Below are 21,368 nucleotides of genomic sequence, written 5' to 3'. Positions count from 1 at the left end.
GGGACGCCAACGTTGGCGCTCCATCCTTCGCCCATACGGGAAAATCTCACTGGGTCGCCCAAATGACCCCCAGCAAAAAGCCCGACCTCCTGCGCGACAACGAGCTGATCTATGGCAGGCTGCTCGCTATCGACGAGCCGCACCTCATCCAGCGCTACAACAAGGCGCTTGCCGCCTTCGGCCTTGAGCCGACCAAGCTGAAAAGCTTCCAGATCGACCGCACCGGCTTCTCGCCCGAGGTCGCCGAGGAGTGCGGCGACTACGACTATCTCGATCCCAATGAGGTCAACCGCCGCTTCATCATCCTGACGCCGTCGCAGATCGACCTGCCGGTGGTGCACACCGCCTTCTCCAACACCTCGCAGTTGATGTTCGAGTTCATGTCGAAGAACCAGCGCGCCATCGACGCGCTGACCATCAAGGATGTCATCTACGGCGAGATCGAGGACTCTGTTCCCAAGGTCAACGACATCGAGGATCTTCTGTCGATCAACCAGGTCGAATTCAAGGTGCTGTCGGCCGAGGATGTGCTGGGCAAGGCGGCCGAGCTCGGCAAGCTGGTCGACCGGTTGAAGCAGGAGCCCGACGCCTGGCGCGACGACGCCATGCTTGAACGCATGGTAGATCTCGCCAAGGTCTGCGGCGACATCCGCGAGAACGCGCTGGTGCCCGACCAGGTGATCTTCCGCCACAACGCCTATTGGACCAGCCATTTCGGCGGGCTCTACGTGTTCGTCGATCCCGATATGACGACGGTGATCAGCGATCCGGCCGCTCCCGGCTTCCGCCGCTCGCGGCCCTGGCAGGTGAGCTATCTGTCGATCAACGACGCCGACAAGGTGTTCCGCTTCCTCGCCGCCACCGGCCGCCTGGACCTGCCGCGCGCCTCCTGGATCGAGGCCTCCGGCTATCTCGAGCATCGCGCCGAGATGGTGGTGCGGGCGCTGATCCGCGACGCCGAGCCCAACCGCAACCTGACCGACGTGGACAAGGTCTGGCTGCAGACCTGGATCCAGCGCCATGCCGACCTGATCGCCAGCGACGGCAACTTCCCCTTCCTCAACGCCGCCAAGCGCGAGATCGCCCAGTTCGGTCACCTGAAGCTGGATGACGTGCCGCCGCGCCTGCGCTTCCTGGCAGTACGCGCCAAGCCCGATCATCCCGATGCCTGGCTCACCAACCAGTTGATCTCGGATTTCGTGCCGCAGGACTTCGTCTCGCGCTACGTCTTCAACAAACCGGGCTTCTACAAGGACTTCGACGGCTTCAGCGACGCCTGGCGATCGCATGTTGTGGACGTTCTGAAAACCACATATTTGAAGGACAAGGCGGCGTTCCGCGCGCGCCTTTACGGCTTGACTGACTGAGGGGGTGACGAGAGCCATGCTTGATCCGATCGTGAATTTCTTTACCCGAATTTTTCAATGGATTGGCCGCGGCATCGGCTTTGTCATCGGCATCGTCCTGTGGCCGTTCATGTGGGCAGGCCGCTGGTACGGGCAGCGCGGCTGGATCCTCAAGGCTGTGGTCGGCCTGGCCTTGCTGGTGCTGATCGGCCTCTATGCCAACTTCTTCTACGCCACCCAATGGTGGAACAATTTCGAGCCGAACTATCCCGACAAATACACCTTCGAGACGCGTAACGTGTCGGCCGGCGAGCAGGTGTCGGCCGGCGCCGGCACCGACACCGCCAAGACTTGCGGCAACTCGGCAATCGCCCAGGTGGCTGCCGATCTGACCGACTTCAACGTCAATCAGAATGCCTGGATCTCGTCCATGATCCTCTACAAGCTCGGCTTGTTCGGCATCGACTGGGACCACACGCCATGGATGGACAACAAGGCTTCCTTCCAGCGCGGCATCAACCAGGCAGTGCGGCGCACGGCGACCGAGCTCGCCGACAATCTGGGTCGCGTGCGCACCACCTCGCAGATCGACGCCGACCTGCAGGACGCGCGCGGCAATCTGCAGTTCGATGAAGAGACTTGGTATTTCGGCCTGAATCCGTTCGGCCCGAAGACCCCGACGCCGAGCTACTATCGCGACGCGGTGCGCAAGCTGCGCTCCTTCAACGCTCGCCTTGCCAGTTGTCAGGCGACGTTCGATGCCCGCGCCGACAATCTGAAGCAATATATCGACCGTATCTCGTCGGACATCGGCTCGACCTCAGCAATCCTCAAGGAGCGCGCCGAGAACCACAATGATGGTTGGTTCGACTTCCGCGCCGACGATCGCTTCTGGTTCGCCTATGGCCAGCTCTATGCCTATTACGGCCTGATGAAGGGAGCGCAGGCCGACTTCGACGACGTGATCAAGGAAAAGCACCTGCAGAACCTCTGGGACACGATGGACGCCCAGTTCGTCTCGGCGCTGCGCATCCAGCCCTTCATCATCGCCAACGGCCGCGAGGACGGCTGGCTGCTGCCGACGCACCTGACAACCATGGGCTTCTATATCCTGCGCGTACGCTCCAACATGGTCGAGATCAGCAACGTGCTGACCCAGTAACGCTGGACCAGACAGCCGGGCGGTGGCGGATTTGCGCCGTCGCCTCTGTCGCTTTTCGCGTATTGCGCGGCTGTTTTAAGACGGCGGAGCGGCGTCGGCTCTGGCTTCTATACGGCGCAACGACCGGGCGCCAAAGACCCTGGGAAGGCCCGACCGGGAACAGCAATTTATTTCTTCACAGGAAACATAGTTGCATGAAAGTTGACGCCACGGCAGCGACAGGGTTAGAACATGCCCTTGCGTCCGGGCGACGTTCCGAACATGCACGAATGATCGAACCCCTACCCTCCACCGCCCAATCCAGAGGAAAGCCGTCATGGCCGAAGTGAAGTCCGACATCGAGATCGCGCGCGCCGCCAACAAGAAACCGATCCAGGAGATCGGCGCCAAGATCGGCATCCCGAACGAGCATCTGCTGCCCTACGGCCACGACAAGGCGAAGGTCTCGGCCGAGTTCATCAAGTCGGTGAAGGGCAACAAGGACGGTAAGCTCATCCTGGTCACCGCCATCAATCCGACGCCGGCCGGCGAAGGCAAGACGACCACTACGGTTGGCCTCGGCGACGGCCTGAACCGCATCGGCAAGAAGGCGGTCGTGTGCATCCGCGAAGCCTCGCTCGGGCCGAATTTCGGCATGAAGGGCGGCGCGGCCGGCGGCGGCCTCGCCCAGGTGGTGCCGATGGATGACATGAACCTCCACTTTACCGGCGACTTCCACGCCATCACCACCGCCCATAACCTGCTTTCGGCGTTGATCGACAACCACATCTATTGGGGCAATGAGCTCGGCATCGACATCCGCCGCGTGGCCTGGCGCCGCGTCATGGACATGAACGACCGGGCGCTGCGCGATATCATCTGCTCGCTGGGCGGCGTCGCCAACGGTTTTCCTCGCGAGGCCGGCTTCGACATCACCGTCGCCTCGGAAGTGATGGCGATCCTGTGCCTGGCCACCGACCTCAAGGACCTCGAGAAGCGCCTCGGCGACATCATCGTCGCCTACCGCCGCGACAAGTCGCCGGTCTATGCCCGCGACCTCAAGGCCGACGGCGCCATGGCCGTGCTCTTGAAGGACGCCATCCAGCCCAACCTGGTGCAGACGCTGGAGAACAACCCGGCCTTCGTGCATGGCGGCCCGTTCGCCAACATCGCGCATGGCTGCAACTCGGTCGTCGCCACCACGACGGCGCTGAAGCTCGCCGACTACGTCGTCACCGAAGCCGGCTTCGGCGCCGACCTCGGCGCTGAGAAATTCTTCGACATCAAGTGCCGCAAGGCCGGGCTCCACCCGGCGGCGGCCGTCATCGTCGCCACCGTGCGCGCCATGAAGATGAATGGCGGCGTCAAGAAGGAAGACCTCGGCAAGGAGAACATCGAGGCGGTCAGGAAGGGCTGCCTCAACCTCGGCCGCCACATCGAGAACGTGAAGCAGTTCGGCGTGCCGGCGGTGGTGGCGATCAACCACTTCACCACCGACACTGAGGCCGAGATCCAGGCGATGAAGGACTTCGTCAAGGCGCAGGGCGCCGAGGCGATCCTGTGCAAGCACTGGGCGCAGGGCTCCGCCGGCATCGAGAACCTCGCCCGCAAGGTGGTCGAGATCGCCGAATCCGGCGCATCACAGTTCTCGCCGCTCTATCCCGACGAGATGCCGCTGTTCGAGAAGGTCAACACAATCGTCAAGCGCATCTATCGCGGCGACGAGGCGATTGCCGACAAGTCGATCCGCGACCAGCTGCATGCCTGGGAGCAGGCCGGCTACGGCCACCTGCCGGTCTGCATGGCCAAGACCCAGTACTCTTTCTCGACCGACCCGAACCTGCGCGGCGCGCCGACCGGCCACACCGTGCCGGTGCGCGAGGTCAGGCTTGCGGCCGGCGCCGGCTTCGTCGTCATCATCTGCGGCGAGATCATGACCATGCCCGGCCTGCCCAAGGCACCGTCCTCGGAAAAAATCTTCCTCAACGAGGCGGGCCAGATCGAAGGCCTGTTCTAAACATCTATCGAGCTGAAAATGACCAAGGGCGCCGCGCTGCCGCGGCGCCCTTTTTTCTTGCCCGGATTTCTCAAGCCACCGTCGAGGAACCGAACTTCTTGATGCCCGCGACCGACATGCTGACGAACTGATCGAGGATGGTGAAGAAGATGTCCAGGCTGAAGCCGAACAGGAAGGCGAAGGTGAACAGGCTGAAGCCTATTCCCGTGACCTCGCCGCCGAGCTTGGTTCCCGGCGCCATGAACCATGCGAGGATCATGCCGGCCAGCGCGCCAAGCGCGATGCGATGGATGAGCCGGGCCAGCGTTGGATTGGGTAAGAGCGGGTTCAGGATCATGCGCATGTGGAACATGATCCCGCCAAGAGCGCCGTAGAGCGCGGGCAGGATCCACAACGCATAGGGGCTGAGGACCTCGCTGAGGGTCTTGGCCTGCAGTGTCAGCGTCGAAATCGAATTCGGCGTGATGGTGATGACGCCTTCGCATTGCAGGCTGCGCGTCGCTTCGTCGAAATCGGCGTTCACATCCTCCGCCAGGCCTGCCGTGTCCGTAGCGCTGACGACCTGTGTTCTGCCTCGAGTGTTGCCGCCGCTCTTGCAGTCGAAATCCGACTGCTTCAGCGGCTGACTGCTCCCGGCCTCGCCGTCTTGCATTGCGGGCGCGACTTCCTGGCCGCAGAATTGGTTTATGGCCATCTGCCGGGGGCTCGGAAAAGCGGTCGATGCCCCTGCACCGGCTGGCGAGGTGGAAAGCTTGCAATAGGTCCACTGCATGCCCCAGATCGGGAATGGCGCCTCCTGCGTCATGAAGCCTTGCGCCCTTACCAACAGCGAGGAAAAACGCTGGTCGAGCGAATGCAGGCTGTCGACGGAATTGTAGTATGCGTCCTTCAGCAACGTCAGGTCGGTCGTCGAGGCCTGCTGGGTCGTGGCTGAGCTCAGTTGCCTCTTCGTCGCCCAGACCTGCCTTATCGATTGTCCGAAGCGGGCGCTGAAGTCGTTATTGTCGATCTCCTGCAGCTCGGCATTGATCGAAACGCCTCTGTTGTAGACATAGGTGAGCTTGCCGATGACGATCATCATCGTCACGGACAGGGCGACGAGAAAATAGGTCGCGACGGCGGTCCGGCGCGACATGTCGCCGGGCGACCAGCCCGACCGCAAGGCCGCCAGGGTGGAAAAAGGCACGGTGGCTGAGCAATCGTTCAGTATTGTCTGGAGATTGACCACAGCAGGTTGGCTGGCGGTCGCATCATCGAGCTTTTCGGCATCGCCGATGGCTGCGAACAGAGCGCTGTCCTTGAATACGCCGTAGCGGCCGTAGCTGGCGACAAGCTTCGCGTCCGCAAGCAGGCCGGAAACAAGGGGATCTTTGGATGTCGTCATCGTAGCCCCTCGGACGACTAACCAAGGTAGCCCGGTACGAAACCGTACTGGGACGGGCATCCACAGGCGTAGCCGGGAGGCCCGGGCGGCTGCGCCCAGCACCAGAAGAACTGGGTGACGCAGATGGTTCCCGGAGCATGCGGGGGAAGTTGCGCGAAGGCGGGCCACGGCAACAGCGCGGCAGCGGCGGCCAGCGCCAGAACAACCATGGTATGTGCAACGCGCGCTTTCACGTCAGCCCCCAGCCAATCGCGCTTGTTCAATGCATCATCACTCTCCAGAAGTGCTGGGCTTACTTCTGTGAAGTGGGTCACGTTTTTCTTGCATTACTTTCTACACCAAGAAAAAGGCGCCGCATTGCTGCAGCGCCTTTTAATCTTCCACACAGGCCCGGGTTTAGGCCGCGTTGCGCGCCAGCGCCCGCTGGTTCGACGCATGGATCGTGTCGCGTTCCGGCAGCGTGCCGGTCCTCAGGCAGTCGATCCATTCGGCGGTCTTCAGCACCGCGGCGAAGCGCGACTGCAACACCACGCTCACCACCCGATGGATGTCCTCGGCCGACGCAAGCCGGCTCGGTTGGCGTAGTGCACAGAACCGCTGGCGTCCGAGAGGAACTCGACCGCAAAGCCCATATGCACGGCGTGGATGATGGTCGACAGATCGCAATTGTGCGTCATGTAGCCGACGACCGCGATCGTATCGATGCCGTTGGCGCGCAGCCAGTCTTCGAGGTCCGTGCCGGTAAAAGCGGAGGGCAGCGTCTTTTCGACATAATGGTCGCGGGCGCGCCTGGCGATTTCGGGATGCAGCTCGCCGCCATGGCTGCCCCTGGCGAAGATCGGCGAGGTCTCCGGCGCCATCTGCTTGACGACGACGATCTTGATGCCGGACGCGGCCGCCGCATCCATGGCGCGCGCCACATTGGCGACGCTGTCGTCGGAGGGCGGATGCTGGATGGCGAGATTGCCGCCGTTGTAGTCGTTCTGGACATCGACGACGACGAGCGCGCGGCGCGGCTGGGTGGCTGGTGCTGGCATGGCGGTTTCCTTTCGACCGGGTTGATGAATGCAAGGCTAGGCCGGACATCCACAAGCAGAAAGTGGCCCGATTGACATTGTTCGAAAGAATTGGGACACTTGACCTAATCCCAAATGGTGTCCGCCATGCGCAATCCGATCATCGCCGCCGTCGCCTTTGACGGCATCAGCCCGTTCCATCTTTCCGTGCCTTGCCTGGTGTTCGGCGCCGACCGCACGAAGCTTGGCCTGCCGCGCTTCGACTTCCGTGTCTGCGCGGCCGAAGAAGGGCCGATCCAGACCGATGCCGGTTTGAGGATTTCGGTCCCGCACGATCTTTCGGCTCTTGACGCGGCCGATATCGTCATCATCCCAAGCTGGAAGGATCTGGAGGCTCCTCTGGCCGCACCGCTCAAGGGTGCGCTCGAACGGGCGCACGAGCGCGGCGCGCTGATCGTCGGCCTGTGCCTCGGCACCTTCGCCATCGCCGCCGCCGGACTTCTTGCCGGACGAAAGGCGACGACGCATTGGGCCTATACCGATCAGCTCAAGGCACTTCACCCCGACATCGCCGTCGATGCGGACGTGCTCTATGTCGATGAAGGCGACATCGTCACCTCCGCCGGCGTCGCCGCCGGATTGGATTGCTGCCTGCACATCGTGCGGGCCCGCTATGGTGCCGAGGCAGCACTTCGGCTCGCCCGCCACGTCGTGCTCTCGCCGCACCGGCAAGGCGGACAGGCCCAGTTCATCGAACGCCCGCTCGCACCGACACCGACCGCCGACCGGTTCGCGAAGGCCCTCGATGAGGTGCTGGCAACGCTCGGCGAGACCCACAGCCTCGACAGCGTCGCCGATGCCGCCGGCCTCACCCGCCGCACCTTCACGCGCCGCTTCCAGAAGACGACCGGCACCAGTTTCGGCGACTGGCTGACCGACCAGCGCGTGGGGCTGGCGCAGCGGCTGCTGGAACAGACGGATAAATCGATGGATATGGTGGCCTTCGAAGCCGGCTTCGGCAGCGCCACGTCGCTGCGTCAGCATTTCGCGGCGCGGCTCAAGACCTCGCCGATGCAGTATCGGCGCGAATTTTCCAGGCACGCGCCGTCGGACCGGGCGGCATACTCGACATTGCTCTAGAAAGACGGCCTTGGCCCTCAGCGCTTCCCGGTCACCCGCGCCGGATTGCCGACAACGGTCGCATTGGCCGGCACGTCGCGTGTCACCACCGCGCCGGCGCCGACGATAGCGCCCTCGCCGATGCCGACGCCGGCAAGGACCACCGCGCTGCCGCCGATCCAGACATTGTCGCCGATCGTCACTGGCTTTGCGATCTCCAGCCCGGCGCGCCGGCCGGCGGCTTCTCGGTGATGCTCGGCGCAGTAGATCTGCACATTCGGCCCAAGCAGCGTGCCCTTGCCGATGCGCACCGGTGCGGTATCGAGGATGGTGCAGCCGGCATTGAGGAAGATGCCTTCGCCGAGGAAGAGGTTGAAGCCGTAAGCGCAGTGAAACGGCGCTTCGATGCGCGCGCCTTCGCCCGCGCCGCCGAGCAGCGCCCGCAAAGCCGGGCCGATATCGCCGCGCTGCCGTGGCGGCAGGCTGTTGTGCTCGAACAGCGCATCGCGGGCGGCAATGCGCAGCGCTTCCAGCTCGGGGTCGATGCAGGTGTACCATTCACCCGCCGCCATCTTCATGCGCTCGCTTGTCGTCATGGCCGCTCCTCCGATGCCGCTGCTGCCAAAGCACAATCCGCCCCTAAAAGCATGTCTCCCGAAGGTGGGAACCGGTTTCGGGACAAAGACATGCGTAAAGTCAAAAACCTAAAGCGCAGGGAGCGAATCTGAAAGATCGCGGCGCGCTTTCGGGAAAAGCCGTGGCCAAACGCCCGGCCTATGCTAGCCTGCTTTGTCGGGACCGTGCGAGGGTCCTGAATTTGAGGGGGTCAATCATGCTTTACATCCTTGCATTGCTGATTGGCGTCGTTGCCGGCCTGCGCGCCATGACGGCGCCGGCGACTGTTGCCTGGGGCGCTTGGCTCGGCTGGTTGCCGGTCGCCGGCACCTGGGCGAGCTTCATGGGGCACTGGATCGCCGTCGGTATCTTCACCATCCTGGCAATCGTCGAACTCGTCACCGATCAATTGCCGTCGACGCCGAGCCGCAAGGTGCCGCAACAGTTCGGCACGCGCATCGTCGTCGGCGCCTTCTGCGGCGCGGTGATCGGCGCGACCGGCGGCGCCACCATCGGCGGCCTGGTCGCCGGCGCGATCGGCGCGGTGATCGGCACGCTGGGCGGCGCCGAAGCGCGTGGCCGGCTGGCCGCCAGCTTCGGCAAGGATCCGCCTGCTGCTTTCATCGAGGATGCCGTGGCGATCATCGGCGGCCTGCTGATCGTGGCGGCCGTCGCATGACCGCGAAGAACTTCGACGCCATCGTCATCGGCGCCGGCCAGGCCGGCACTCCGCTCGCCGGCCGGCTGAACGCAGCCGGCATGAGCGTGGCGCTGATCGAGCGCAAGCTGGTCGGCGGCACCTGCGTCAACACAGGCTGCATCCCGACCAAGACGATGGTGGCAAGCGCCTATGCCGCGCATCTTGCCCGCCGCGCCGCAGACTACGGCGTGACGCTCGGTGGTCCCGTCGGTGTCGACTACAAGGCGATCAAGGCGCGCAAGGACAAGGTATCGGGCGCCTCCCGCGCCGGGTTGGAAGACTGGATCGCCAGCATGGACAAATGCACGCTCTATCGCGGCCATGCGCGCTTCGAATCCGGCGACACGGTGCGCGTCGGCAACGATGTGCTGACCGCGCCAAAAATCTTCCTCAACACCGGCGGCCGCGCCGCCGTGCCGGACCTGCCCGGCGTCAACGACATCCCCTATCTCACCAATTCCTCGATGATGGATCTCGATGTGCTGCCCAGCCATCTCGTCGTCGTCGGCGGCAGCTACATCTCGCTCGAGTTCGCGCAGATGTTCCGCCGGTTCGGCTCCGAGGTCACGGTGATCGAGAAGGCGCTGCGCCTGGCCGGGCGCGAGGACGAGGACGTCTCGGCCGCCATCCTGTCGATCCTCGAAAACGAGGGCATCACAGTCCATGTCGGCGCCGACGACATCGCCTTCGCCAGGCAAGGCAATGGCATCGCTGTTGCCTTCTCGGCGGGCAAGCCGCCGGCTGTCGGCTCGCATGTGCTGCTGGCGCTCGGGCGCGTCCCCAACACCGACGATCTCGGCCTCGACAAGGCCGGCGTCGAGGTCGACCGGCACGGCTACATCGTCGTCGACGACCAGTTGCGCACCAGCGTGCCCGGCATCTGGGCGATGGGCGACTGCAACGGCAAGGGCGCCTTCACGCACACCTCCTACAACGACTACGAAATCGTGGCCGCAAATCTGCTCGACAACGATCCACGCAGGGTGAGCGACCGCATCGAGGCCTATGCGCTCTATATCGATCCGCCGCTCGGCCGCTGCGGCATGACGGAGGCAGCGGTGAAGAAATCCGGCCGCCGCGCGCTCGTCGGCCAGCGGCCGATGACCCGTGTGGGTCGTGCCGTCGAGAAAGGCGAGACGCAAGGCTTCATGAGGATCCTGGCCGATGCCGACACCGGCGAAATCCTCGGCTGCTCGGTGCTCGGACCGGGTGGCGACGAGGCGATCCACTCAGTGCTCGACCTCATGTATGCCAAGGCGACGATCTCGACGCTGGCGCGCGCCATGCATATCCACCCCAACGTCTCGGAGCTTCTGCCGACCATCGCCCAGGAGCTGAAGCCGCTCATCTGAGCCCCGGATCGGCCGCCCTCCCGTCCGGCGCTGCCCGGTCGCAGAAAGGTCCGACTTGCGCCCACAGGTCGGCCCGGCTGGACCACTCGACAGTTCTGCCGCAAACATGCATGTCTGGACTCTCCATCGGAAACACCCATGCACAAGACGATCGAGCGCATCACCGGCGACGGCGAAGGCACCACTTACGAATTTCCGGTCTTTCGCTTTGACGGCTCGGACAAGACGGCTCCAACCGCCTATCTGCAGGCAGCCCTGCATGCCGGCGAACTGCCGGGCGTCGTAGCCATCGACGCGCTGATGCCGATGCTTGCCACAGCGGAAGCGGAAGGCCGCATCAAGGGCGCCATCACTGTCGTGCCCTGGGCCAATCCGATCGGCCGCGCCCAATATCATTTCGGCGAGCATCAGGGACGCTTCCATCTCGGCACCCGCACCAATTTCAACCGCGGCTTCCCGCTGCTTGCCGCGCCCGACACCGCGTTCCTGCCTGACACTACGCTTGGCACCGCCGATCAGCGGCTGAAGACGCGGCTGGTGCAGCTCTCGCTCGGCCACGACATCGTGCTCGACCTGCATTGCGACGACGAGGGCCTCGCCTATCTCTACATCCACACCAGCCTGTGGCCGACCATGGCCGATTGCGCCGCCGCCATGGGCGTCGATGCCGTAGTGCTGTGGAGCGAGGACAGCAGCGGCACCTTCGAGGGCGCCTCGATCATGCCATATCAGAATGTGCCGGCAAATGTGTCGCGCTTCGACCGCCGCGTCGTCACCACGGTCGAATATCGCGGTATGCTCGATGTCGACGGCGCGCTCGCCGAGGCCGATGCGGAAGGCCTCTATCGGCTGCTCGTGATGCGAGGCGTCATTCAGGATCGGTCAGTATCCAAGCCCGGCAACTTCACCGGGGCTGTCGTGCCGATCGAGAACATCGACATGATGCCATCGCCCAAGGCTGGCGCGATCCTCTACCACGTCGAGCCGGGCGACCGCGTCGCCAAGGACGACAGGCTCGCCACAATCGTCCATGCGCCTGGCGAAGTGGGCGGCCGCACCGAAGTCTTCGCGCCGCAGTCGGGCTTCATCCTGACCCGCCGTTCGCGCCGCATCATCCGCGCCGGCGAGGATCTGCTGAAGCTCGCCGGCGACAAGCGGAGCGGCGACGCGCGCTCGGGCACGCTGGAGGATTGACGCATGTCGCCCAAAAGCGCGCAGCGGTTTTGGGCGAACGACATGCATCGGACAAAGGCCATCAGGCTTTCACCATCCGCGTGAAATCCAGTTGCGCGGGTCGTCATTCGCCGCTATGGGAGTCGCCATGAACATGCGTTCGAACAAGACCGTTTGGTGGTGGGCTCGCTGACAGCGGCCGGTTCGAACGCGCGTGCGTGAAAGAGAGGGTGGCCGCAGCGGAATGTCCGGGCGGCCATTTGTTTTTTAAAGCCATTCCCGGGTCCGTTGCCCAAAACGCTGATGGAGACGGCAATGACGACTAAAGTTCTGGACAACGGAGCCGAGCGCTTCGTCACCGCGGGCGGGGTGACGATCACCCGCGAACGCCATGACCAGCCCTATGAAGGCGCTATCGACGCCTATGTCGAAGGGCTGAATTCGCGCCGCGGCGCGGTGTTTTCCTCGAACTACGAGTATCCGGGCCGCTACACGCGCTGGGACACGGCCATCATCGACCCGCCGCTGGTGATCTCCGCGCGTGGCCGCGCCATGCGCATCGAGGCGCTGAACGCCCGTGGCGAAGCGCTGTTGCCGCTGATCGGCAAGGCGCTTGGCCAGATCAGCGAGGTGACGATCGCCGAGACCTCGAAAAAACTCATTCGCCTCGATGTCGCCAAGCCCGGCCGCGTCTTCACCGAGGAGGAGCGCAGCCGCGTTCCGTCCGTCTTCACCGTGCTGCGCGCCATCACCGCCCTGTTCAAGACCGCCGAGGATGCCAATCTCGGCCTTTACGGCGCCTTCGGCTACGACCTCGCCTTCCAATTCGACCCGGTCGACTACAAGCTCGAGCGCAGGGAGAGCCAGCGCGACCTGGTGCTGTTCCTGCCCGACGAGATCCTGGTCGTCGACCATTATTCGACCAAGGCCTGGACCGACCGCTACGACTATTCCGGCGAAGGGTTTTCGACCGAAGGCTTGGCCCGCGATGCTCATGTCGAGCCCTTCAAGACCGCCGACCGCATCCCGCCGCGCGGCGACCATGAGCCGGGCGAATATGCGAACCTGGTGCGCCGGGCTATGGAGAGCTTCAAGCGCGGCGACCTGTTCGAGGTCGTGCCCGGCCAGATGTTCTACGAACGCTGCGAGACCCAGCCCTCCGACATCTCCCGCAAGCTGAAGTCGATCAACCCCTCGCCCTATTCCTTCTTCATCAATCTCGGTGAAAACGAATATCTGATCGGCGCCTCGCCGGAGATGTTCGTGCGCGTCAATGGCCGCCGCGTCGAGACCTGCCCGATCTCCGGCACCATCAAGCGCGGCGACGACGCCATTTCCGACAGTGAGCAGATCCTTAAGCTGCTCAATTCGAAGAAGGACGAATCCGAGCTCACCATGTGCTCGGACGTCGACCGCAACGACAAGTCGCGCGTCTGCGAGCCTGGCTCGGTGCGCGTCATCGGGCGCCGCCAGATCGAGATGTATTCGCGCCTGATCCATACCGTCGACCACATCGAAGGGCGGCTGCGCGAAGGCATGGATGCCTTCGACGCCTTCCTGTCGCACGCCTGGGCGGTCACGGTCACCGGCGCGCCGAAACTCTGGGCCATGCGCTTCATCGAGCAGAACGAGAAGAGCCCGCGCGCCTGGTATGGCGGTGCGATCGGCATGGTCAACTTCAACGGCGACATGAACACCGGGCTGACGCTGCGCACCATCCGCATCAAGGACGGCATCGCCGAAGTGCGCGCCGGCGCCACATTGCTTTTCGACAGCGTTCCCGAGGAAGAAGAAGCCGAAACCGAACTGAAGGCATCCGCCATGCTCTCCGCCATCCGCGACGCCAAAACCGGCAACGCAACCGGCGCCGAACGCGCCACCGCGCGCGTCGGCGACGGGGTGAATATCCTGTTGGTCGACCACGAGGATAGCTTCGTCCACACCCTGGCCAACTACTTCCGCCAGACCGGAGCCAATGTCTCGACCGTGCGCACGCCGGTGCCGGAAGAGGTCTTCGAGCGGCTGAAGCCCGATCTCGTCGTGCTCTCGCCCGGCCCCGGCACGCCGAAGGATTTCGACTGCGCCGCGACCATCAAGAGGGCTCGCGCCCGCGACCTGCCGGTATTCGGCGTCTGCCTCGGCCTGCAGGCGCTGGCCGAAGCCTATGGCGGCGAGTTGAGGCAATTGCACATCCCGATGCACGGCAAGCCGTCGCGCATCCGCGTCTCGAAGCCCGGCATCATCTTCTCAGGGCTTCCGAAGGAAGTGACGGTTGGCCGCTATCACTCGATCTTCGCCGACCCGGTGCGCCTGCCGGATGATTTCGTGGTCACCGCCGAGACCGAGGACGGCGTCATCATGGCCTTCGAGCACCGCAAGGAGCCGATCGCCGCCGTGCAGTTCCATCCGGAATCGATCATGACGCTCGGTCACAATGCCGGCATGCGCATCATCGAGAACATCGTCGCGCATCTGCCCCGCAAGGCCAAGGAGAAGGCCGCGTAGGGACGATGACGGAAGCGCGGGACATGACAGCGGCCGCGGCGAAAGCCGCGACCAGGCAGAAGGTCGAAAGGCTGGCCTTCTGGTCGATCGTCGTCGCCGGTGTCGTGCTCGCCCTCAAGGTCGCCGCCTGGTACATCACCGGCTCGGTCGCGCTCTATTCGGACGCGGCCGAATCGATCGTCAATGTCATCGCTTCGGCCGCCGCTTTCTGGGCGATCCAGGTCAGCTACAAGCCCGCCGATCAGGACCATCCCTTCGGCCATCACAAGGCCGAGTATTTCTCCGCCGTTCTCGAGGGCGTGCTGATTATCGTCGCAGCCCTCCTGATCCTCAACGAGGTGTGGCTATCCTGGCAGCATCCGGCTCCGCTAGAGCAGCCCTGGACAGGCCTTGCCGTCAACGGCGTGGCGACCGTCATCAACGCGATCTGGGCCTGGACCCTGATCAGCTCCGGCCGGAACGCGAAGTCGCCGGCTCTGGTCGCCGACGGCCAGCACATCATGACCGATGTGGTGACATCCGTCGGCGTGTTCGGCGGCCTTGTCAGCGCGGTCCTGACCGGCTGGCAGATCCTCGACCCGGCGCTTGCCGTCATTGTCGCGCTCAACATCCTGTGGCAGGGCTGGCATGTCATCGGCTCGTCGATGAACGGGCTGATGGACCGCGCCGTCGACAGCCATGAGCACATACAAATCCGCGACGTCATCTCGGCCAATTCGAAGGGCGCAATCGAGGTGCATGACCTGAAGACGCGCATTGCCGGGCGCGCCACCTTCATCGAGTTTCACCTGGTCGTCGACGCGGACATGACGGTCGGCGCCAGCCATGTCATCTGCGACCGCATCGAGGACGCGCTGAAGGCCGAGATCCCCTCCGTGCGCGTCACCATCCATGTCGAGCCGGACGACGAGGCCAAGCTGCCGAGGGGCACGACGGCGGTGCCTTTCGCGTAAGGCAATTCGTATCGCAGCCTTGGAAGTTTCGGCGAAGCCTCCCGGGATTCTATGGTCTGCGCCGCGTCGCTTCGCTCCTTGCTCCGCTATAGAATGACGAAGCGAAAGTTATGGCGTGCAGGCCGATTGGGGCATCGGGTTCAGCCTATAGACCTTGTCGTCGGATTTCGTCTTGCCACTCGCGGCCTTCGAGCAGAGGTCGACGATGGCGAGCGCGCTGTTGGGGTTGGCCAGCATCATCGTGCCGCCGGCGCCGCGCTTGAGGAAAATCTCCTTCTGCGAGATGTCGCAGGCAAAATCGCTCATCTTCGAACTTGCTGAGCAGCGCCACTGGTCGGCCTCGCCCTGGCAGGTATAGGTCTGGGTAACCTTGGCTCCCTTCTGCCTGGTCGTCACCGACACCGCGATATCGGCGCCGTCGGGCCAGTTGGCGGTATCGCCGCCGGCGGCGAAGGAAGCGAGCTCGATCGGACCGCGGAAGACGCGGATCGACTGCGTCACCTGGTCGGGATGCGACTTCAGATGCGCGTCGTCATAGTCGCGGCCGTAGCAGAAGGGTTGGTCTGGCTTCAGCCGTTCGCGCAGTGGCGCGCCCAGCGCCGGATCGATCGGATCGATGCGCGCGAACTCCGCCTTGCAGTTGGCGGCCGGCATCGGATCGAGGCGGAAATTGTCGTCTTCGCTGCCCAGCGCCTGCTTGTTGTATTCCGCCTTGCCGAGATCCTCCTCCGCGCCCGCGTCGAGATACACGTCGGGCTGCAGATCGGTGAGGATCAGCCGCCCCTTCTCGTCGACCTTGAGCGAGGCGAGCGTGCGATCGCAATCCATGCCGCAACGGATGCCGCTCGCCTTGTCGTCCGGATCCTCCTTGTTGCACCAGCCGCCGGTCCATTCCGGCGCCTTGGCACCGCGCACCGTGGTGGTGAGGAAGCCATTATAGGAGCTGTCGGCGTCAGTGGCGGGTTCCTCGTTCGGCCGGCTGACGGGGTCATGGCCATAGTAGAAGAAGATGCGCGCGACCTTCTGGTGCGGATGCGCCTTGAGATGGGCGGCATCATAGACGCGGCCGAAGCAGGCGTCGGCGCCGTTGGGGCTCAATTCGGTGAGTTTGAGAGCGTCCTCGGCAAGCGCGGCGCCAGAAATGAACAGTGCCGCGCCGAGCGCCGCGCCCCCAACCATCCTTGACGTCATGCCACCCTCCTCGCACCGACAGGACTGTGATTTATGCTAGTCTAGGAGCAGTTCCAGGAAAAGTGTGCGGCGGTTTTCCGCCCGCAATTGCGTAAGAACAAAAGGCAGTGACGCCCCGGACCACGCAAAATTGCGAGAGCCGGCGAATCGAGGAGGATACGATGCTGCGCCGTGACATTTTCCGCGCCGGCCTGGCCGGAGCGGCCGGCCTTTTCGGCCTGCGCCAGGCAAGTGCCGCCTTGAACGAGGAAAGGCTGAAGGTCGCCTATCATCTCAGCGATGCCGACAAGGTCAATTTCGTCCTCGGCAATATCAAGAACCACTATGAGGGCACCGGCGGCAACGTCGACATCGTCCTGGTCGTGCACGGCCCGGCGCTTGCCGCCTTCAAGGCGAAGAGTGCTTCCGGCGCGACATCCAGCCGGTTTGCCGGCCTCGTCCAGCAGGGGCTCGTTCCACAGGCCTGCGGCAACACATTGCGCGGCATGGACATTGCCGTCACCGATCTGATCGACGGCTTCCAGGTCGCCGAGAAGGGCGGGGTCGTCAACCTCGCGGAACTGCAGCGCCAGGGCTATGTCTATCTCCGGCCCTGATTTCGCGCCCCTGATTTCGCCTCTTGACTTGAATGCCCGGCCGGCAAGCGTCTACCAATTGCCAGTAGAAATCCCGGAGGTCGCGACGTGCCAGCCAACATGACGATGCCACTTGTCATTCCCGACCTTGCCGGCAAAGTGGTGCTGGTCACCGGCGCGTCGACCGGGATCGGCGGAGCGCTTGCCCACGCCTATGCCCGGCAGAAATGCCGCGTCGCCCTGCATTACAATTCAAGCCGGGAAGCCGCCGAAAGGCTCGCCGGGTCCATCCGCGACGACGGCGGCGACGTTCTTTTGACCCAGGGCGACTTTTCGATCCCCGCCGACGTCGAGCGCGTCGTTGAGGAAAGCGCAAAACATTTCGGCCGACTCGACGGTCTGGTCAACAACGCCGGCGGCATGCTCGGCCGCGTCGCCTATGCCGACCAGACCGAAGCGCACTACGACGCGGTGATGAACCTCAATGCGCGATCGGTGCTGACCGCCTCGCGCAAGGCGATCCCGTGGCTGAAGCGCCAGGGCGGCTTCATCATCAACACCACCTCGATCGCCGCCCGCAACGGCGCCGGCGGCGGCGCCGGCCTCTACGGCTCGTCCAAGGCCTTCGTCTCCAACGTGACGCGTGGCATGGCCAAGGAGTTGATCGGTTTCGGCATCCGCGTCAACGCCGTGGCGCCCGGCACCATCCTGACGCCGTTTCACGAGCGCTATTCGAGCGCCGAGCAGATGAAGGCCATGGTTGCGACCATCCCGCAGGGCCGCGCCGGAACGGCCAATGATTGCGTCGGCGCCTATCTGTTCCTGTCTTCCGATCTCTTGAGCGGCTACATCATCGGCCAGGTGATCGAGGTCAATGGTGGCCAGTTGATGCCGTGAGCCGTCGACTGCATACTCGGGCAGCATACAACCTGCAGGGAGAGGAAAGGCATGTTCGGACTGATCGGCAAGATGCGGGCGGCACGCGGCCAGCGCGACGCGGTCATGGACGTGCTGCGTGAAAGCACCGCCGCGCTGCCCGGTTGCCTGAGCTACATCATCGCCACCGATCCGGTAGATGCCGACGCGATCTGGGTCACCGAAGTGTGGACGGACCAGGCAAGCCACAAGGCTTCCCTGCAACTGCCGGAAGTCCAGGCGGCGATCGCCAAGGCGCGCCCTTTCATCGCCGGTTTCGAATTCCAGGTCGAGACCCATCCGGTCGGCGGCTTCGGCCTTCCAGCCTCCGAGAAGAACGGTTGAGAGCGAGTCCGGAGAAATAGAACTTTCAGCGGGAAAATGGGTTCGCATTTGCCCGTGCCCGGTCTAAGAGCCGGATATGGACTCCTCGCCGGAACAATCGCCCCCGGATCAACCGTCCGTTGAACGCATGGCCCGATTGCGCTGGCCGCAGCAATGGCTGGCGCTGGTGGTATTCTCGCTGCTGTTTGCCGGTGCGCTGGAACTCGCGGCCCTGCCGGCGGCGCTGCTGATCGGCCCGATGCTTGCCGCGATCCTGGCCGGCACCAACGGCGCCACCGTACGCGTGCCCCGCGTGCTGTTCGGCTCCGCCCAGGCCGTGGTTGGCTGCCTGGTGGCGAATTCGATCTCCGCCGACATCTTTCCGGTCTTCTACGCTGAATGGGCGCTCTTCTTCGGGACAGTGGTGGCGACGCTCACTGCCTCCAGCCTGCTCGGCTGGCTGATCAGCCGCTGGCGCATCCTGCCCGGCACCACGGCCGTCTGGGGCTCCTCGCCAGGGGCCGCCACCGCCATGGTTCTGATGGCCGGCGCCTTCGGCGCCGATCAGCGCCTCGTCGCCTTCATGCAATATCTGCGCGTCATCTTTGTCTCGATGACGGCGGCGCTGGTTGCCAAGATGTGGGTCGACACCTCAGGCGTCGAAGTGCCGCCCATCGTGTGGTTTCCGCCGATCAACCCGATGGCCTTCGCCGCCACCATCGGCATCGCGATCGTCGGCGGCCTGCTGGGAAGGCTGCTGCGGTTGCCCTCGCCCTTCTTTCTCGGCACCTTCATCTTCGGCGCCGTGGTTCATCTCGGCTTCGGCGTGCCGATGCAATTGCCGCCCTGGCTGCTGGCGCTCAGCTACGCAATGGTCAGCTGGTCGATCGGTTTGAACTTCACCCGACCGATCCTGCGCCACGCCGCACGCGCCCTGCCGCAGATCATCGCCTCGATCGTGGCGCTGATCGCATTCTGTGGCGGGCTGGCCTTCGTCATCAGCCGCCTGCTCGGTATCGACCCGCTGACCGCTTATCTGGCGACCAGCCCCGGCGGCATGGACAGTGTGGCCATTATCGCCGCCGCCGCGCAGAACGTCGATATCTCCTTCGTCATGGCGCTGCAGTCGGCCCGCTTCCTGGTCGTTCTGCTCATTGGGCCAAGCGTCGCCAAGCTTGTGGCGCGAAACGTCAGGGACTGATCCGCGCTACCAAACGCATGGGGAAATAAAGGAAATGCCCATGAACCGCCGTTTGAATGCCGTCGACCTCTCTGGCCGCGTCGCCGTCGTGACGGGCGGCGCGCAAGGCATCGGCCTTGCCGTGGCCCGCCGCCTGCTGTCGTCGGGCGCAAGCGTCGCCATCTGGGACATCGACCAGGCCGCGATGACGAGCGCCTTGGCCGAGCTTGAGCCGCTTGGCCGCGTCGAAGCCTTCACTTGCGACCAGTCGCAAATCGAGGCCGTCGATCGTGCCGCCATCGAAACCGAGCGGGCGCTCGGTCCTGTCGATCTTCTCGTCAACAATGCCGGCATCGCCGGGCCGGCCGCGACCGTGGTGGACTATGATCCCGCCGCATGGCGCCAGATCGTCGACATCGACCTCAACGGCGTCTTCTACTGCTGCCGGCGCCTGGTGCCCGGCATGATCGCGCGCAATTACGGCCGCATCGTCAACATCGCTTCCGTCGCCGGCAAGGAAGGCAATCCCAACGCCGCCGCCTATTCGGCCGCCAAGGCCGGCGTGCTGGCGCTGACCAAGTCGCTCGGCAAGGAGCTCGCCAGCCATGACATCGCCGTCAACGCGCTGACCCCCTCGCCCGCCCGCACCCGTATTCTTGATCAGCTCACCGAAGCCCAGGTGACCTACATGCTCAGCAAGGTGCCGCGCGGCCGTTTCGTCGAAGTGGAGGAGGCGGCGGCCATGGTCGCCTTCATGCTCTCGGACGAGAATTCCTTCACCACCGGTGCCACTTTCGATCTTTCCGGCGGGCGCGCGACCTACTGACCATCGTCGCAGCTTTCGCCGGGCGCAACTTATCGTCCGGCTGCAAGCCGCTCGGGGAGGAAATCGACGAAGACGCGAACCTTCGGCGAGAGGTGGCGATTGGACGGCCATAGCATGCGGAACTGGCCGCGGCCGTCGACATGGTCGTCAAGCACGGTGCGCAGCTTTCCGTCATGCAGCGCCTCCCGCACCAGGAAATCGGGCATGCAGGCGATGCCCAAGCCGGCAATCGTTGCGCCCTTCAATGCTTCCATGTTGTTGCAGGTCAGCATCGAGCGAATCTGCGGTGCCGCGCTTCCGGTAATGAACGGCCAGTTGAGCAACCTGCCGCTGTTGAGAAAGCGGAAGTGTATGCCGAAATGCTGCGCGAGATCCGCTGGCGTGCCGGGCGTGCCATGGCGGTCAAGGTAGGAAGCGGCCGCGCATAAGATCATGCGAAAGGGCGCAACCGGCCTCGACACCAATCGTGAATCGGGCAGCTCGCCGCTTCGGATCGCGACATCGATACCCTCTTCGATGACGTCGACGATGCGATCGTTGAAATCGATATCGAGCTCGATCTCAGGGTATCGTGCCGTGAATTCCGAAAGCACCGGCAAAAGCAGATGATAGGTGACGATCGGGGTCGAAACGCGTAGCCGCCCATGTGGCGTTTCGCGCGTCCGCGACAGCATCGCCTCGGCATCGTCGATATCGTCGAGGATGCGGCGCACACGTTCGTTGAACAGCTTGCCCTCCTCGGTCAGACCTATGCGCCGTGTGCTGCGTTGCAGCAGACGCACCCCGAGCTCCTGCTCGAGTCGGGCGACGCTCTTGCCGACAGCGGATGCCGAGATTCCCAGCGCCCGCCCGGCGGCGACAAAACTGCCGTGCTCGGCGGTGCGGGCGAAAGCGAGAAGGCCGTTGAGACGATCCATCGCAGGAATCCATTCGAGCGCTTCATTCCGGTATGACCGGAGATTTAATACTATTTTGCCGGAAATGTCGCCGCCCTATCTTGTCTTTGCGATCGGCGCCGCCAATCCGCGGCATGCCG

The 21,368-nt window shown here is 64.1% G+C and carries 20 protein-coding genes; 14 read left to right on the top strand and 6 right to left on the bottom strand.

Going from position 1 to position 21,368, the window contains the following annotated elements; genetic code table 11:
• The first annotated feature begins 62 nt into the window (after positions 1-62).
• The 3 genes from EJ070_RS16540 to EJ070_RS16530 all read left to right on the top strand — a co-directional run bounded on the left by EJ070_RS16540 (position 63) and on the right by EJ070_RS16530 (position 4,504).
• Entirely contained in the window at positions 63-1,367 is a 1,305-nt protein-coding gene (locus tag EJ070_RS16540; protein WP_126092323.1) for a DUF6638 family protein, read from the top strand.
• Between the two features lie 16 nt (positions 1,368-1,383).
• Positions 1,384-2,508 (top strand): DUF2333 family protein, encoded by a 1,125-nt coding sequence (locus EJ070_RS16535; protein WP_126092322.1) that lies wholly within the window; start codon positions 1,384-1,386, stop codon positions 2,506-2,508.
• A gap of 316 nt (positions 2,509-2,824) precedes the next feature.
• The gene (locus EJ070_RS16530) at positions 2,825-4,504 is read left to right on the top strand and encodes a formate--tetrahydrofolate ligase (RefSeq protein WP_126092321.1); all 1,680 of its coding nucleotides are present in this window, start codon (positions 2,825-2,827) and stop codon (positions 4,502-4,504) included.
• A gap of 70 nt (positions 4,505-4,574) precedes the next feature.
• On the opposite strand, the gene EJ070_RS16525 is transcribed toward EJ070_RS16530, so the two are convergent.
• From EJ070_RS16525 to EJ070_RS16520, 3 genes are all read right to left on the bottom strand, one after another.
• Entirely contained in the window at positions 4,575-6,056 is a 1,482-nt protein-coding gene (locus tag EJ070_RS16525; protein ID WP_126092320.1) for a hypothetical protein, read from the bottom strand.
• Between the two features lie 228 nt (positions 6,057-6,284).
• Positions 6,285-6,425 carry a hypothetical protein gene (locus EJ070_RS37065; RefSeq protein WP_245464901.1) on the bottom strand — a complete coding sequence of 47 codons (141 nt, stop codon included), beginning with the start codon at positions 6,423-6,425 and terminating at the stop codon, positions 6,285-6,287.
• Positions 6,422-6,925 carry a cysteine hydrolase family protein gene (locus EJ070_RS16520; RefSeq protein ID WP_245464900.1) on the bottom strand — a complete coding sequence of 168 codons (504 nt, stop codon included), beginning with the start codon at positions 6,923-6,925 and terminating at the stop codon, positions 6,422-6,424. The genes EJ070_RS37065 and EJ070_RS16520 overlap by 4 nt, the downstream gene beginning before the upstream one ends.
• Before the next feature lie 126 nt (positions 6,926-7,051).
• Here EJ070_RS16520 and EJ070_RS16515 point away from each other — a divergent pair, with 126 nt between their 5' ends.
• A complete protein-coding gene (locus EJ070_RS16515; protein WP_126092319.1) occupies positions 7,052-8,044 on the top strand; it encodes a helix-turn-helix domain-containing protein in 993 nt (330 codons plus the stop codon).
• Between the two features lie 17 nt (positions 8,045-8,061).
• Here EJ070_RS16515 and EJ070_RS16510 read toward each other — a convergent pair whose 3' ends face one another.
• A complete protein-coding gene (locus tag EJ070_RS16510) occupies positions 8,062-8,619 on the bottom strand; it encodes a sugar O-acetyltransferase (protein ID WP_126092318.1) in 558 nt (185 codons plus the stop codon).
• A 236-nt stretch (positions 8,620-8,855) separates the two neighbouring features.
• Here EJ070_RS16510 and EJ070_RS16505 point away from each other — a divergent pair, with 236 nt between their 5' ends.
• The 5 genes from EJ070_RS16505 to EJ070_RS16485 all read left to right on the top strand — a co-directional run bounded on the left by EJ070_RS16505 (position 8,856) and on the right by EJ070_RS16485 (position 15,321).
• Positions 8,856-9,317, top strand: coding sequence for a DUF4126 domain-containing protein (locus tag EJ070_RS16505; protein ID WP_126092317.1), 462 nt, complete (start codon positions 8,856-8,858; stop codon positions 9,315-9,317).
• A complete protein-coding gene (locus EJ070_RS16500) occupies positions 9,314-10,690 on the top strand; it encodes an FAD-containing oxidoreductase (protein ID WP_126092316.1) in 1,377 nt (458 codons plus the stop codon). The genes EJ070_RS16505 and EJ070_RS16500 overlap by 4 nt, the downstream gene beginning before the upstream one ends.
• A 138-nt stretch (positions 10,691-10,828) precedes the next feature.
• Positions 10,829-11,884 (top strand): succinylglutamate desuccinylase/aspartoacylase family protein, encoded by a 1,056-nt coding sequence (locus EJ070_RS16495; RefSeq protein ID WP_126092315.1) that lies wholly within the window; start codon positions 10,829-10,831, stop codon positions 11,882-11,884.
• A gap of 294 nt (positions 11,885-12,178) precedes the next feature.
• A complete protein-coding gene (locus EJ070_RS16490) occupies positions 12,179-14,368 on the top strand; it encodes an anthranilate synthase (protein ID WP_126092314.1) in 2,190 nt (729 codons plus the stop codon).
• A gap of 5 nt (positions 14,369-14,373) precedes the next feature.
• Positions 14,374-15,321 (top strand): cation diffusion facilitator family transporter, encoded by a 948-nt coding sequence (locus EJ070_RS16485; protein WP_126092313.1) that lies wholly within the window; start codon positions 14,374-14,376, stop codon positions 15,319-15,321.
• Between the two features lie 108 nt (positions 15,322-15,429).
• Here the strand turns inward: EJ070_RS16485 and EJ070_RS16480 are convergent, their stop codons facing one another.
• On the bottom strand, positions 15,430-16,512 hold the full coding sequence (locus EJ070_RS16480; RefSeq protein WP_126092312.1) for a hypothetical protein: 1,083 nt from the start codon (positions 16,510-16,512) through the stop codon (positions 15,430-15,432).
• A 161-nt stretch (positions 16,513-16,673) separates the two neighbouring features.
• Between EJ070_RS16480 and EJ070_RS16475 the strand changes: the two genes are divergently transcribed.
• The 5 genes from EJ070_RS16475 to EJ070_RS16455 all read left to right on the top strand — a co-directional run bounded on the left by EJ070_RS16475 (position 16,674) and on the right by EJ070_RS16455 (position 20,332).
• Entirely contained in the window at positions 16,674-17,108 is a 435-nt protein-coding gene (locus EJ070_RS16475) for a DsrE family protein (protein WP_126092311.1), read from the top strand.
• Positions 17,109-17,207: 99 nt separating this feature from the next.
• Positions 17,208-17,984 carry an SDR family oxidoreductase gene (locus tag EJ070_RS16470; protein ID WP_189350661.1) on the top strand — a complete coding sequence of 259 codons (777 nt, stop codon included), beginning with the start codon at positions 17,208-17,210 and terminating at the stop codon, positions 17,982-17,984.
• 51 nt (positions 17,985-18,035) lie between these two features.
• Complete coding sequence (locus tag EJ070_RS16465) at positions 18,036-18,347, top strand: putative quinol monooxygenase (RefSeq protein WP_126092310.1); 312 nt, start codon at positions 18,036-18,038, stop codon at positions 18,345-18,347.
• 76 nt (positions 18,348-18,423) lie between these two features.
• A complete protein-coding gene (locus EJ070_RS16460; protein ID WP_126092309.1) occupies positions 18,424-19,527 on the top strand; it encodes an AbrB family transcriptional regulator in 1,104 nt (367 codons plus the stop codon).
• Positions 19,528-19,579: 52 nt separating this feature from the next.
• Positions 19,580-20,332, top strand: coding sequence for an SDR family NAD(P)-dependent oxidoreductase (locus tag EJ070_RS16455; RefSeq protein ID WP_126095790.1), 753 nt, complete (start codon positions 19,580-19,582; stop codon positions 20,330-20,332).
• 29 nt (positions 20,333-20,361) lie between these two features.
• Here EJ070_RS16455 and EJ070_RS16450 read toward each other — a convergent pair whose 3' ends face one another.
• On the bottom strand, positions 20,362-21,249 hold the full coding sequence (locus tag EJ070_RS16450; RefSeq protein WP_126092308.1) for a LysR family transcriptional regulator: 888 nt from the start codon (positions 21,247-21,249) through the stop codon (positions 20,362-20,364).
• Positions 21,250-21,368 lie beyond the last annotated feature (119 nt).

Origin of the sequence: Mesorhizobium sp. M1E.F.Ca.ET.045.02.1.1 (assembly GCF_003952485.1) — a bacterium.
Classification (GTDB): domain Bacteria; phylum Pseudomonadota; class Alphaproteobacteria; order Rhizobiales; family Rhizobiaceae; genus Mesorhizobium.
Note: the sequence above shows the minus strand (reverse complement) of the source record. Positions and strands in the feature narration are given on the sequence as shown.

Excerpts from the sequence above, each read along its gene's own strand:
- EJ070_RS16515 (WP_126092319.1), top strand. The coding sequence starts at position 7,052 with ATGCGCAATCCGATCATCGCCGCCGTCGCCTTTGACGGCATCAGCCCG.
- EJ070_RS16465 (WP_126092310.1), top strand. The coding sequence starts at position 18,036 with ATGTTCGGACTGATCGGCAAGATGCGGGCGGCACGCGGCCAGCGCGAC.
- EJ070_RS16490 (WP_126092314.1), top strand. The coding sequence starts at position 12,179 with ATGACGACTAAAGTTCTGGACAACGGAGCCGAGCGCTTCGTCACCGCG.
- EJ070_RS16450 (WP_126092308.1), bottom strand. The coding sequence starts at position 21,249 with ATGGATCGTCTCAACGGCCTTCTCGCTTTCGCCCGCACCGCCGAGCAC.
- EJ070_RS16460 (WP_126092309.1), top strand. The coding sequence starts at position 18,424 with ATGGACTCCTCGCCGGAACAATCGCCCCCGGATCAACCGTCCGTTGAA.
- EJ070_RS16510 (WP_126092318.1), bottom strand. The coding sequence starts at position 8,619 with ATGACGACAAGCGAGCGCATGAAGATGGCGGCGGGTGAATGGTACACC.
- EJ070_RS16540 (WP_126092323.1), top strand. The coding sequence starts at position 63 with ATGACCCCCAGCAAAAAGCCCGACCTCCTGCGCGACAACGAGCTGATC.
- EJ070_RS16475 (WP_126092311.1), top strand. The coding sequence starts at position 16,674 with ATGCTGCGCCGTGACATTTTCCGCGCCGGCCTGGCCGGAGCGGCCGGC.
- EJ070_RS16530 (WP_126092321.1), top strand. The coding sequence starts at position 2,825 with ATGGCCGAAGTGAAGTCCGACATCGAGATCGCGCGCGCCGCCAACAAG.
- EJ070_RS16495 (WP_126092315.1), top strand. The coding sequence starts at position 10,829 with ATGCACAAGACGATCGAGCGCATCACCGGCGACGGCGAAGGCACCACT.
- EJ070_RS16500 (WP_126092316.1), top strand. The coding sequence starts at position 9,314 with ATGACCGCGAAGAACTTCGACGCCATCGTCATCGGCGCCGGCCAGGCC.
- EJ070_RS16505 (WP_126092317.1), top strand. The coding sequence starts at position 8,856 with ATGCTTTACATCCTTGCATTGCTGATTGGCGTCGTTGCCGGCCTGCGC.
- EJ070_RS16480 (WP_126092312.1), bottom strand. The coding sequence starts at position 16,512 with ATGACGTCAAGGATGGTTGGGGGCGCGGCGCTCGGCGCGGCACTGTTC.
- EJ070_RS16485 (WP_126092313.1), top strand. The coding sequence starts at position 14,374 with ATGACGGAAGCGCGGGACATGACAGCGGCCGCGGCGAAAGCCGCGACC.
- EJ070_RS16470 (WP_189350661.1), top strand. The coding sequence starts at position 17,208 with ATGACGATGCCACTTGTCATTCCCGACCTTGCCGGCAAAGTGGTGCTG.
- EJ070_RS16535 (WP_126092322.1), top strand. The coding sequence starts at position 1,384 with ATGCTTGATCCGATCGTGAATTTCTTTACCCGAATTTTTCAATGGATT.
- EJ070_RS16520 (WP_245464900.1), bottom strand. The coding sequence starts at position 6,925 with ATGCCAGCACCAGCCACCCAGCCGCGCCGCGCGCTCGTCGTCGTCGAT.